This is a genomic window from Methylobacillus sp., from assembly GCF_036844465.1.
In the GTDB taxonomy this organism is placed as follows: domain Bacteria; phylum Pseudomonadota; class Gammaproteobacteria; order Burkholderiales; family Methylophilaceae; genus Methylobacillus.
Genome location: NZ_DAIUFW010000006.1, coordinates 115,563 through 128,467, shown reverse-complemented (window position 1 = coordinate 128,467; position 12,905 = coordinate 115,563). Strand labels below are relative to the sequence as shown.

The 12,905-nt window shown below is 52.2% G+C and carries 11 protein-coding genes; 2 read left to right on the top strand and 9 right to left on the bottom strand.

The genetic code is table 11. From position 1 onward, the window contains the following. Positions 1-4: 4 nt before the first annotated feature. Both purE and V7Z75_RS09640 read left to right on the top strand, forming a co-directional pair. Entirely contained in the window at positions 5-499 is a 495-nt protein-coding gene (purE, locus tag V7Z75_RS09645; RefSeq protein WP_334108410.1) for a 5-(carboxyamino)imidazole ribonucleotide mutase, read from the top strand. Between the two features lie 34 nt (positions 500-533). After that, the gene (locus V7Z75_RS09640) at positions 534-1,679 is read left to right on the top strand and encodes a 5-(carboxyamino)imidazole ribonucleotide synthase (protein WP_334108409.1); all 1,146 of its coding nucleotides are present in this window, start codon (positions 534-536) and stop codon (positions 1,677-1,679) included. A 468-nt stretch (positions 1,680-2,147) separates the two neighbouring features. On the opposite strand, the gene V7Z75_RS09635 is transcribed toward V7Z75_RS09640, so the two are convergent. The 9 genes from V7Z75_RS09635 to V7Z75_RS09595 all read right to left on the bottom strand — a co-directional run bounded on the left by V7Z75_RS09635 (position 2,148) and on the right by V7Z75_RS09595 (position 12,901). After that, the gene (locus tag V7Z75_RS09635; protein ID WP_334108408.1) at positions 2,148-5,312 is read right to left on the bottom strand and encodes an efflux RND transporter permease subunit; all 3,165 of its coding nucleotides are present in this window, start codon (positions 5,310-5,312) and stop codon (positions 2,148-2,150) included. Further along, positions 5,302-6,795 (bottom strand): efflux RND transporter periplasmic adaptor subunit, encoded by a 1,494-nt coding sequence (locus V7Z75_RS09630; protein ID WP_334108407.1) that lies wholly within the window; start codon positions 6,793-6,795, stop codon positions 5,302-5,304. The genes V7Z75_RS09635 and V7Z75_RS09630 overlap by 11 nt, the downstream gene beginning before the upstream one ends. A 10-nt stretch (positions 6,796-6,805) precedes the next feature. Then, the gene (locus tag V7Z75_RS09625; RefSeq protein WP_334108406.1) at positions 6,806-8,104 is read right to left on the bottom strand and encodes a TolC family protein; all 1,299 of its coding nucleotides are present in this window, start codon (positions 8,102-8,104) and stop codon (positions 6,806-6,808) included. Positions 8,105-8,209: 105 nt separating this feature from the next. Beyond that, a complete protein-coding gene (locus V7Z75_RS09620) occupies positions 8,210-8,530 on the bottom strand; it encodes a hypothetical protein (protein ID WP_334108405.1) in 321 nt (106 codons plus the stop codon). A gap of 112 nt (positions 8,531-8,642) precedes the next feature. Beyond that, on the bottom strand, positions 8,643-9,548 hold the full coding sequence (locus V7Z75_RS09615) for a DUF1259 domain-containing protein (RefSeq protein WP_334108404.1): 906 nt from the start codon (positions 9,546-9,548) through the stop codon (positions 8,643-8,645). Positions 9,549-9,556: 8 nt separating this feature from the next. Then, a complete protein-coding gene (locus tag V7Z75_RS09610; protein WP_334108403.1) occupies positions 9,557-10,012 on the bottom strand; it encodes a chromate resistance protein ChrB domain-containing protein in 456 nt (151 codons plus the stop codon). A 15-nt stretch (positions 10,013-10,027) separates the two neighbouring features. Next, positions 10,028-10,393: a hypothetical protein gene (locus V7Z75_RS09605; protein ID WP_334108402.1), complete on the bottom strand. Its 366-nt coding sequence runs from the start codon at positions 10,391-10,393 to the stop codon at positions 10,028-10,030. Beyond that, positions 10,390-11,754, bottom strand: a complete 1,365-nt coding sequence (gene chrA / locus V7Z75_RS09600) for a chromate efflux transporter (protein WP_334108401.1) — start codon at positions 11,752-11,754, stop codon at positions 10,390-10,392. Before chrA ends, V7Z75_RS09605 begins: the two co-directional genes overlap by 4 nt. A 442-nt stretch (positions 11,755-12,196) precedes the next feature. Further along, positions 12,197-12,901, bottom strand: a complete 705-nt coding sequence (locus V7Z75_RS09595) for a hypothetical protein (protein ID WP_334108400.1) — start codon at positions 12,899-12,901, stop codon at positions 12,197-12,199. Between the last annotated feature and the right edge of the window lie 4 nt (positions 12,902-12,905).

The following is a 12,905-nucleotide window of genomic DNA, read 5'->3' as shown; positions in this document are numbered from 1 at the left end:
AAATATGTCCAAACCATTGGTTGGCATCATTATGGGGTCCGATAGCGACTGGCCGGTGATGCGTGCTGCGGCACAAATGCTGGCAGATTTTGGTGTTGCCTACGAGGCGCGGGTAGTATCCGCGCATCGCACGCCCGATCTGATGTTCGAGTTTGCCGAGGCTGCGGCTGAGCGTGGGATCAAGGTGATTATCGCCGGTGCCGGCGGCGCGGCACATTTGCCGGGCATGGTCGCTGCCAAGACCACCTTGCCGGTGCTGGGAGTGCCGGTGCCCTCGCGTCATTTGCAAGGACAGGATTCTCTGCTCTCCATCGTGCAGATGCCCAAGGGTATTCCAGTCGCTACTTTTGCCATCGGCGAAGCTGGTGCGGCGAATGCAGGCTTGTTCGCTACAGCGATACTGGCTACCACGGATATCAAGCTGGCACAGAAGTTAGCAGATTTCCGCGCGGCGCAGACTGCGCGTGTGCTGGATATGTCTTTGGCTGATCAACCCTGATCAGGCCTATATTGAAGAAACCAAGGAGTATTGCGTGAGTAGTGCGAATACCATTCTGCCTCCAGCCGTGCTGGGGATGCTGGGCGGCGGCCAGCTGGGCCGCTTTTTTGTCATTGCAGCCCATGAGATGGGCTACAAGGTAGCGGTGCTGGACCCGGATCGCAACAGTCCGGCAGGCAAGATAGCCGATGTACATCTGTGCGCGGCCTATGATGATGAGGCCGCCTTGCGCAGCATGGCGGAGCAATGCGCAGCGATTACCACCGAATTCGAGAACGTCCCGGCGGCTACGCTGCAGTTTCTGGCGCAATCTCGCACTGTGCGCCCGGCAGCCACTGCGGTAGCGATTGCCCAGAATCGTGTCGCCGAAAAAAACTTCTTCCGCGATTCTGGCCTGCCGGTAGCCCCTTATGTCGTGATCGAGCAGGCGGCGGATATTCCTGGGGCAGATAGCGGTTTGTATCCCGCCATCCTCAAGGTCGCGCGTTTTGGCTATGACGGCAAAGGCCAGGCTAGAGTTGCGACGGCGGAGGAAGCGCGTGCTGCCTTTGAAAAATTCGGCGCGGAAATCTGTGTGCTGGAACGCATGCTCAAGCTGGATTATGAGGTTTCATTGGTATTGGCCCGCGATGCGGATGGCAATGTGGCCGCATTCCCCGTGGCGGAAAATGCCCACTTGAACGGCATTCTTGATATCAGCATTGCGCCGGCGCGCGGTGATGCCGCCATTCGTGAGCAAGCGCGTGCCATGGCGATCGAGGTCGCGCAAAAGCTCAATTATATCGGTGTGCTGGGTGTGGAGTTCTTTGTCAGCGAAGGCAAGCTGCTCGTCAATGAAATGGCGCCAAGGCCGCATAACTCGGGGCATTACACCATTGATGCCTGTGTGACCAACCAGTTCGAGCAGCAAGTACGCGCTTTGGCCGGTTTGCCGCTGGGTGATGCGCGCCAGCACAGCCTTGCGGTGATGGTGAATCTACTGGGCGATATCTGGAAAAATGGCGAAGCTCCCGCCTGGCAGCTTGCCTTTACCGAGCCTGGCCTGAAAATGCACCTGTATGGCAAGCATGAGGCGCGCCCTGGCCGTAAGATGGGGCACTTCACCGTGATTGGTGAAGAGAGCGGGCAAGTGCTGGAAGATGCGCTGAAGGTGCGCAAGGCGCTCGGTGTGGGAGAGTAATAAGTAATCCGTGTGAAATAAAAAGCCAGGCTTGGTGCCGAGCCGTTCAACTAAATTGTTGAAAGTAAAAAGCCACACGAAATCGTGTGGCTTTTTACTTTTAGGGTTATAAGTGTGTGAAATGCACCGTTTAGCGAGGTACGTATTGGTCGAGGAAACGATGGATCACTTGGCCGATTTCTTCGGAGTGAGTCTCTAAAGCAAAGGTATGAGAAGAGGCATAACATAATAGATGCCGAGAAGCATAATCTCGACGGGTTATCTTGAAACTCCAGCGTATGACAACTGGCGTAATAGATCATTTGGAAGCATAAATGTGTCTTTTTAATAATTTCGGAACCATAATGCTGTCTCCAAATATGTAATCTCAATAGCCAGATTTATGCTTCCATAAGTTTACTTGCACCCATAAGCGCGTCCTACCTTCTCTAGGACACGGATGGGCTTGTAGAGGAGTTTCAATTTGATTCAAGTTCTTCTGATCCGCTCAGTTTGCCGAAAGTAGTAAAGATACAAAAGTGGGAGTATCAATAAGGTCAACAAGGAAGAAGAAACAATGCCTCCGATCACCACGGTTGCCAAAGGCCTTTGAACTTCAGCTCCGGTAGAGGTTGCTAAAGCCATGGGCAAAAAACCAATGGCTGCAACTAACGCAGTCATTACCACTGGGCGGAAACGATAAATAGCGCCTTCTATTATCGCTTCTTTCAATGTACGCCCTTCATTCCACAGAGTCCTAATGAAAGTAACCATTACCAATCCATTCAGAACAGCGACTCCAGACAACGCAATAAAACCCACCCCAGCTGAGATTGAGAAGGGCAGGTCTCGTAACCACAAGGCCAATACGCCGCCGGTGAGGGCAAACGGTACACCGCTGAATACGATCAGACCGTCCCGGAAATTTCCGAATAAGGCATATAACAATATCAATACGATCAAAAGTGCTGCCGGCACCGCGATATATAGTCGTTGCGTTGCAGATGTAAGCTGCTCGAATTGTCCGCCCCAGCTGATCCAGTAGCCTGTGGGCAGTTTGATGTTGTCGCGAACTACTGATTGAGCTTCGCTCACGAAAGAGCCGATGTCCCTGTTCCGAACGTTCGCAGTCACCACCATTCGTCGTTTGCCATTCTCGCGCCCCACCTGATTGGGGCCTTGCACGACTTCCACAGAGGCAATTTCTGCCAGGGTTATAAAAGCAGTTTCATTAGAAGATACTTTGATCGGGATGCGCTTGATGGCCTCAAGCTCGTTACGCACGGACTCAGGCATGCGTACTTGAATCTCGAAGCGACGGTCGCCCTCAAAAACAAGGCCTGCGCCACGACCACCTATTGCTGTGCTGATGGCGTCTTGCACATCAGCCATCATGATGCCATAGCGAGCGATCTTGGATCGGTCGGGCGTGATGGTTAGGACGGGCAGTCCAGTTAGCTGTTCTGCTTTGACATCTGCGGCCCCCGATACGGTTTTAAGGAGCTGCTCGATCTGCTTGCCGTTAGCTACCAGAACATCCATGTCATCGCCAAATACCTTGATCGCGACATCTGCCCGGACCCCAGAAAGAAGCTCATTGAAGCGCATCTGGATAGGCTGCGTGAACTCATAATTATTGCCAGGTACCTTTTGCACTGCTTGTTCCATGGCATTGACCAGCTCTGCTTTGGACCGGTAGCTTCCCGTCCATTGATCCTGTGGTTTGAGGATGATGTAAGTATCTGCCACGCTAGGCGGCACGGGATCCGTGGCAATTTCGGCTGTGCCGATTTTTGAGAACACCCGATCAACCTCAGGAAACTCCTTTACAGTTCTCTCCAGTGCATTCTGCATTTCAATCGCCGTGCTGAGACTAGTGCCGGGAATCCGTAGTGCATGCATGGCGATATCCCCTTCATTCAGGCTAGGAATAAATTCGCTACCCAATCTCGTAGCCAGTAACAGTGATAGAGCGATAGCCGCAGCGGTGATTGTCAGCGCTATCGCAGGAGCTTCAAGGGTGGATAACAAGAGGTGTTGGTAGCGTTCTTGGAGCCAGGAGAAACCTGTATGTTGATGAGTTGTTTCTTCCGGCTGCAGAAAAAGCGCGATAGCGGCTGGAATGAAGGTAATCGAGAGGATAGCTGCCCCCAACAGAGCGATGACAACGGTATAAGCCATGGGGTGAAACATCTTGCCTTCAACGCCAGAGAGCGAAAATACAGGGATATAGACGGCCATGATGATCAACTGGCCATAGAGCAAGGCGCGACGCACCTCGTGTGTCCCGTCGAATACGACAGTCAGTTTTTCGTCTAAGCTGAGCTGTCGTCCTAGCCTGTTGCGCTCTTCCCCCAACCTGCGGTAGCAATTCTCGACAATGACAATGGCACCATCGACGATGATGCCGAAGTCCAGCGCGCCCAAGCTCATGAGATTAGCGCTGACCTTGTTCGCTATCATCCCTGAGAAGGTGAAGAGCATGGCCAGGGGAATCACCATGGCTGTAATAAGTGCAGCACGCATATTGCCCAGCATCAGGAATAGCACCACGATCACTAGTACCGCGCCTTCCAACAGGTTGGTTGCAACGGTATCAATGACTTTGTTGACCAGATTTGATCGGTTATATGCGATGTTGATCAAGACTCCTTCGGGCAGCGAAGGGCGGATTTCGCCAATTTTCCGTTCTACCGCCTTGGATACGCTATGGCTATTTTCCCCGACCAGCAGGAATGCCGTGCCCAGCACGACTTCCTGCCCGTTCTGGGTAGCGGCACCATTCCGTAATTCCTTGCCGATCAGGATATCGGCCACATCCTTGATGCGAATTGGTACACCTTGATGCGTCCCGACGGTGATCTGCGCGATTGCGTCTGTATCGGTAACCTGACCTGGCACCCGAACCAGATACTGCTCACCGCTGCGCTCGATGTAGCCTGCACCCACGTTCAAGTTGTTACGTTCCAATGCATGGATGACGTCCTGCAGGTCAAGTCCGTAAGCCAGAAGCTTTTCCGAATAAGGCGTAACGTGGAATTGTTTGATATAGCCGCCTACCGAATTGATCTCAGTGACGCCTTTTACGGTGCGCAGCTGGGGCTTGATGACCCAATCTTGGACTTCACGCAGGTCCATGGAGGTGTAAGCCGTCCCATCCGCTTTCTTAGCATTGGGGTCAGCCTCTACCGTCCACATGACGATTTCCCCTAGTCCCGTCGATATCGGTCCCATACGTGGGATTGCCTGAGCTGGCAATCGATCGCGTACTTCCTGGATGCGTTCGTTGACGAGTTGCCTGGCGAAATAGATATCGGTGCCATCTTTGAAGATAACTGTTACTTGAGATAGGCCATAACGCGAGATTGAACGCGTGTATTCGAGTTTGGGTAACCCGGCCATGACGGTCTCGATGGGGAAAGTAATGCGTTGCTCTACCTCGACCGGACTATAGCCTTTGGCTTCGGTGTTGATCTGCACCTGTACATTGGTAATATCGGGAACGGCATCGATCGATAGCAGTTTGTAGCTATAAGCTCCGACCAAGGTCATCGCCAAGACGGCCAGCATGACCAGCCACCGATGGCGTATGGAAAAGTCCAGGATACGTTCGAACGTACCGGACTTATCGGGCGCTTGCGGTCTAGTGGTCATGGGTCGCTCCTGACTTGCCGATGTCAGCTTTGATGGCAAAGCTGTTAGTGGCTGCGTAGACTTCTCCAGCAGAGAGTCCGCTCAAAACTTCCACCATCTGCCCATCGGACCGGCCCAATTCAATTGGTCTGGCTTCGAAATAGCGTCCATAACGTCCGAACACCACGGTCCAATCACGGATCGTCTGCAATGCTTCAGCCTTCACTGCGACTGGCACTTCGGTGGAATCTTGTGTCAGTATCACATCGACAAACATGCCGGGGCGCCATTGCCCATGGGTATTGTCTAATGTCAGCCGCGCGGTAGCGGTCCTGGTCTGTTCCCCCATAAATGCACCGATGAATTCGACAGTGCCTTCACCTTCTGTATCGGAAGCGGATGCTCTCACCTTTGCCAGGCTACCGATCTTTACCGCATTGATGTCCTTGGGATAGACGGTCGCGTTTACCCAGACAGTACCGATGTCCGCCAGTGTGAAGATCTCTTGCTGATCCTGCACGGTTTGGCCGCTGGCGATCTTTTTATCTACTACAAGACCAGCGATAGGCGCGCGCACCTCGTATTGCGCAGTATTCTGTCTGCTATAACCGCGCACTCCTAAGGTAGAGAGTTTCTCAGCAGCGAGATTACGTGCAATATCTGCCTCGACATGTGCCTGACGTGCTGCCAAGTAATCCTGTTCCGCGGTGATCTTTTCTTCCCAGAGCTTACGTTCCCGTTCCAGCGTGGTCTTCGCCAGACCCAGGCGTTTTTCTGCCGCGTGCAATTCACTGCGCATCTCTGCAAGACGCTGGCTTTCAACGATAGCAAGTAGATCCCCCTTATTGACTTGCTGTCCTGCGGACACCTTGACCACGGCCACTAAGCCCGAGACACGGGGAACGACATGAACGATACGGTCTGCATTGAAAGCGACTTCACCCGGTAGCTTGACTGAAGTCGTGATGATCGCTGGGCCTGCCTTTTCTAGCTTGATACCGCTGCTAGCCAGTACTTCATCAGACATCTCTACACGGGCCTCGACCTGGCTATATTGCCAGTGATAGGGCTTGCCTTTGTGGCTGACATTGATGGTCACATCGAACGAATGTGGCTCCACCACCACCTGGTTGCCAACATAGTAATCGGCCTCACGCTTGAATTTGAAAGCCTGCACCGGTCGGCCCAGCCGACTAAGCTCGATATCGACGCTAGTGGAAGCGTCGCGAATGAGTTTGCCATTCTCGTAGGTATATACGCGGAATTGGGGTGGTATACCGGTTTCAAATATGGTGACCTCTACTGCGAAGTCACCCTGGCTGAAATACTTGCCACCATGAGGGCCTTTGGCGGGCTCAGCAGCCTCGTGATGCTCAGTATCATGGGTATATCCGGCCTCATGACTATGGGTTTTGCTTGGCTGGTCTTGTCGGATAATCAGATAGCCCAGTAGAACACTCACAATCAAAATGGCGATGATGAATGGTAGTTGTCGGTTTTTCATGAAGCTTCCTTTATTCTTGTACGGCTGCCAAACGGTCGGGCAAAGGCGTCGCCATGAGGCGTTCCAGCTCGTTGACGAGCTTCTGGTAATTGCCAAGGGCTCTCAGGTAGAGAATCTGGTTCTGAAAAAGCGTGCGCTGGGCGTCCAGCACCTCAAGAAACCCGAATCTGCCTAGTTCATATCCTCGGCGGGCGACCTGGAATGCATCCTTGGCGGCGGGAAGGATGGTGGTTCGTAGGGTCTCTGATTCCATCTGAGCTGCTTGCAGGGATTCATAGACGCTGGAAATTTCCGACTTTATGCGAAGATCTACAGAAGTGGCTTCTGCCTCTGATTGCTGCAAACGCTCATAGGCAGCCTGGACATTGCCCTGGTTGCGGTCGAACACGGGGATAGGAATGCTGACGCCCAGTACGGCAGCATTATCGTCGGATTGGGAGAATCGTCGGTAACCTGCACTCAATTGCACATCAGGAATGCGGCGTTTCTTCTCAAGTTCAAGCATTGCTTCCCGCTGTTCGCGGAATTTTTGCGATCGCAAGAGCAGGGGATTCAGTTGGGCATTATGAATGGCAGTATCGAGATCTGGCAATGCGACCATAGTCTCCAAGCTACCTAAAGCTTTGATGAATTGCGGTACATCATCCCGCCATAGCAAAGCCAGCCGTTTACGAGCCGCCACCAGCTCCCGTTCTGCCTGTTTGAATTCGATTTCAGCTGATGCCGCGGCAATGCGTGCCTTGGTCTCCTCGACAGGGGGGACTTTTCCGGCCTGTACCCGCTTTCTCGCAGTATCGACCACCATGCTGGCCAATTGCATACCTTCATTTGCCAACTCCAGCCTGCGCTGCCCCATCAATACCTCGATATAGGCATTCGAGACCCGGCCTAGCAGCTCAAGCCGTTTGGCTTCGGCTTCCTGGCTTGCTACTTCCTGAGCGAGGGTTCCGGCTATGACTCTTGCTTGGCGTTTACCACCTAGCTCGAAGACTTGGCTCAGGCGTACCGTAGTAAAGCGCTCACGTCCCAAGCCCCGGTCTGCGCCAATATCTTCTGATTCGAGATTAAGTTGGGGATTCCGTATGAGGCCTGCTTGCTGGGTGAGACCTTCCAAAGCTTTGGTCTCCTGATTGGCGATGACTAACTCTGGATTGCGTTCCAATGTCAGCCGAACTGCCTGTTCAAGGGTAATGGTGTCTGCTGCATCGGCAAGCGCGCCGACCGAGTACTCAGCCGCCTGTCCAATAGCAGCGAACCATATGAACCACAATGCGCATAGCGGGCGCGAACGTAGAATAGATTGTTTCATGATGACGTCCTCTCGCATTGATAACATGCGATGAATCGATAGCGGACAAGCGTCCAGGGAACCCTGAGAACGCTTGCACTAAAAGGCCTCTTAGAGACCTATGCGCTAGATAATTCGAGGAGGTCGAAGCAACAGATCGGGTCGGGATTCAGGAACGAAAACCGAACCGGAGGGGATAAACTCGTGGGCTTGCACAAGAATAGGCAAGCTCAGGGTTTGTGCAAAATAACCTGACTGGGCGTGCTGGATAGCATGGACATATTGATGCAACGCCCCATCTTCATCTTCATGTTGTAAATCGCCGTCATGGTCATGAGAATAGTCATGGTCATGACCGTGAGTAGATTGAACGAAATGTGTATGGTCTAGATCATGGGCCACAGCTGCGCTCGATACCCAACCTAAACCACTCACGGCTAATGCCATGATCAGAATGACAGATACAAGGTTTTTGAAGGATACGAGCATTGTGCGTGCGAGATTAACATTGATGAGTCAGACCCGGCAATAGCCATGCAGGTTCATTACCTGCGATGGACTATTTGGACTGCTTGTCTAAAGCTTGTTTGATGACCTTTGCTAAATCCTCCGCCTTGCCTTTGCCCCAATAGTGCATGAAGAAGTAATGGGGGTCGTCTTCCGTCATGTGCTGATGGATGGCGACAATATTGATACCGCCAGCGCGCATTGTTTTCAAAATCGGCTGCATTTCATCTTTTAGCATGGCGAAGTCGCCATCAACTACTGCTTGGTCATCGGTTCCAGCAAAGGCAGCCCAGGTGTTAACCCCCATGGCATTACCAATTTTGACGCCATGCATACTGGATGTGCGGCCGACAGACATCTTCCACATGCCATCCTTGGATTCACCTTTCAAGCCGAGTATACGTTCCAATGGTTCGGCAGAAATGCTGCTGGTTGATGGTATGTTTCCCAGAAACTGCTGTTGTGGTTCCGGATGCTCCTTACGGAATGCCGCGATCCTGTCATAGACATTTCTTACCCCTTTTGCCAACTGTTCTTCACTTCCCATGCCGCCGATATGCATGAAATAGACCTTGGGCTTATCGAAGAAAAAATGATTATGAAGCGCGGTCACTTCGAGGCCTGCTTCGAAAGCCGCGTCCATGGCAGGGTTGACCTCATCTTCGAAAACTACCGTGTCGCCCATCATCATCACGTGATTATGGACGGGGGTAAAAGCTGCCCAGGATGTGAGCCCCATGAATGGCGGCAATTGCCATTGATCCACCTCAACCTTGACGTCAGTTCGTGGCTTGCTGATCTTGAAAACGTTCTCTTCTTTTGAGTATTTGCCTTTCAGGCCGGTAGTTTGCTCGATGGCGGCAATGTCGATGCCTGGATTATCTGCCGCAGTTGCCGGTTGATTCAGTGCAATCGAAAGAGCACCTGCTGCAGCAAGCCGTAATAGCGTATTCATCATAATATCCCTCAGCCCACTTGGGGTGGCCAGTTGTGTGTTTCGGCCTGGCAATGCTTACACCAGGCATAAAGTGCGTCATACATGACCATCCCATGGGCCAGCATTTCGTGGTCATCGGCAAAGGTTTGCGATAAGCCCAGCGAGATGGCATAGAGTCCGGCCGACTGCGGCGTAAGGTCGAGGCGAGAGGTATCCGCGCCGCGAATTATCGCTGCCAGCTGTTGCAGTGCCGGGTCGGTCAAGCCATACTTCTTCAAGAACGCATCGAAGCTGCATAGTTCACCAACATGCGAAAACTCCACGCCGGGAATGTCGTAAGGAATGGCACCGGTTTCTTCTGCCACGTTCGGCACCTCGCTACTTGGCACATACAGAAACTGGGCCTCCTTGTCGATGAAACGGACGATAAGCCAAGGACAGGCGATTCTGTCAATTTTTGGCCGCTCACGTGTTACCCATTTCATGATTTATCTCCTTGATCACTCATCTCGAAGCACCCCTTCAGACAGTAGGATGCTTCCATTCCGATATTGCACCTGATTCCGGTTTAGCCAGATTTCGAAGCAATCCGATTCAACTATCGAAACCTTACGCATGACACAGACTTCTCCGCTCTTGGACAGCTCCCAGCTGCCAGTTTGAGTGCGGCCAAGCTGATGCCCTCCTAGGATGCCTCCTTCGAGGAACTTGTCAGCCCAATGGGCTTCGTCTGTAATGGTTTTGCCAATAACAATTGAACGAATCTCGGCTGCTCTAAGACGGTGGAATTGTTCGGCCGCGCAAACGGGGTGAGTCGGCAATGCAGTCAATATCGTTAATAACGTTGTTGCAGATTTCATGATCATGCGAATAGCTTCCAAACCATACCTGCCAATCCGCTACATAAGATGACAGGTATCACACCTGCTTTGAACCGGAATATCGCGACCATTGCGGCTACTGCCAGCACTACGGCCGCCCATTCGATACGCTCCGCAAGGCCGTGCGGCCAGAACACATGATAAGCAAAGAACACCGCCAAATTGACGATAACACCGACCACGGCTGCAGTGATTGCTGTCAGCGGCGCCGTGAACTTAAGGTTGCCGTGCGTGGTTTCGATGAAAGGGCCACCTAGTAGAATGAAGACAAAGCTCGGCAAGAACGTGAAGAAAGTCACGATGGCTGCAGCCACGAACGCCGAGGACACGATGGCATCAGTTCCGAACACTTGGCTTACCCAGCCACCGACGAAACCGACGAAGGTCACCACCATAATCAGCGGGCCGGGGGTGGTTTCGCCCAGTGCCAGCCCATCGATCATCTGGATAGGTGTTAACCAGTGGTAGTGTTCGACGGCGCCCTGATAGACATACGGCAGTACGGCATAAGCCCCGCCAAAGGTGAGCAAGGCCGCCTTGGTAAAGAACCAGCCCATCTGTGTGAAGGCTCCATGCCACCCATAGGCAACTGTCAAGATCACCATGGCTGCTACCCAGATGCCTAAGCCAATCCCGGCAACACGCCAGAAATGTGCCCATGTGAATAGTGCATGTTGAGGCGTGGGCGTTTCATCATCAATGATGGCCGGTCCGTAATCGACCTTTGCAGCCCCATGGCCGCCGCCGGCCCGGAAATACTCGGGCTGGTACAGGCCGCCCAAATAACCGATCAAAGCCGCTCCCAGCACGATCAACGGGAATGCTAGTTTCAAGGCAAAGATCGCGAAGAATGCGAGTGCGGCGATTGACCATAGCACCCTGTTTTTAAGAGCCCGCGAGCCAATCCTGTAAGCGGCAAACAGCACGATCGCAACCACTGCCGGCTTGATGCCATAAAGTGCTCCCGCCACAGCAGGGACAGAGCCGTATGCCATGTATATCCATGCTAGACCCACTAGAATGAAAAAGGATGGCAGTACGAACAATCCGCCTGCAATAATCCCACCCCAAGTGCGATGCATGAGCCAGCCAATGTAGGTGGCAAGCTGCTGAGCCTCTGGGCCAGGTAGCACCATGCAATAGTTCAATGCATGGAGGAATCGCTTCTCGGAAATCCAGCGTTTCTTTTCAACCAAGTCCTGATGCATGATGGCGATCTGCCCTGCGGGGCCGCCGAAACTGATAAAACCAAGCTTGAGCCAATACCAGAAGGCTTGTCCAAGGGTGATCGATTGAGGTGCTTGCGTTGCTTCCGACTGAAGCTGGGTGTTGCGAGTGACGTCCACGAACTCTCCTTTTGGGTATTCCTACCCTTATTGGAGCAGACCTTGGACGTAAACGTCTTAAACGGGGAGGCTGCTGAATCCCCTAGCCACGATTTTAAGCTCCATAATGAGAAAAGACAATCTCATCAGGTGATGCCTAGGAACCCCTAAAGACTTGAAATGATGATTATCAGAAAATGCCGGTGCCACAGATTGGAAGCATATAGCTGACTTTGGGACAAAGTTATGCTTCCACTGACAAAAGGGGCCAGTATCCAAAAACGTACTTCTGCTTTCGGGATGTCGTGCTTGAACGCTTTCGCTCCGGAAGCCATACAAAGGTCATTACAGGGGACTTGGTTACCGCAGGGAGTTAGGTTATCCGCATGCGCTTTTCGTGATGGTTGGGGTTGGTGAAAATACCGGTCGATTTGAATTTGAGTGGATTAGGTCTAACTAAACCTCAAGGTCCATGGCACAACATGAAATGACCAAGTAATACGTCCTTACATCCTGGGACATGGTCACGACCATGAGCCGTCTCGAAGTGGCACGTAGTAAACTTGGCTCCAGGTACCACTACCGTTTTCCCGCTGCCATCCTTAATCATCTTGAGTGTCTTTTGCATGTCAGGGTTCTGGATCCCATGTTGCAGGCCACTTAGAATTTCCGGCTTGTCTGCTTTGGAGGCTATTAAGCCAACCATGAAGCCTATATCCGCGTCCCGTCCATAGATTCCATTCACGAAACGTAATACCCCATTCTTGAAATATTCCAGGCGACTAGTATTTGCACCTGGCTTAGACTTGAGCTTCTTGAATTCCAGGACAACGTTCAATGGGGGTTCGAGCCTATCGCTTACATAGGTGATATCGGTCCTGCCTTTGGATTCCAACTTCATATCATTGATCACGGCTACAGGATCTTCAATGGCAAAGTATCCTGTGATGCCGAAGGTACGAGCATTCTTGCGTAATGAAAGCGCGAAAAATTTTGTTATTTTCGGTTCGGATTCCTTAGGATCGAGATCCGGTACAGGATGCGCCAAAAGATCAGACCAATGGGATTGGATGAACTCAATTACGATATGAACATTGTCTTTGCGACCGAAAGCAACATCCCACTCATCACCGGTCAGAATTCCACTATAACGGGATGGGGTCGACATAATG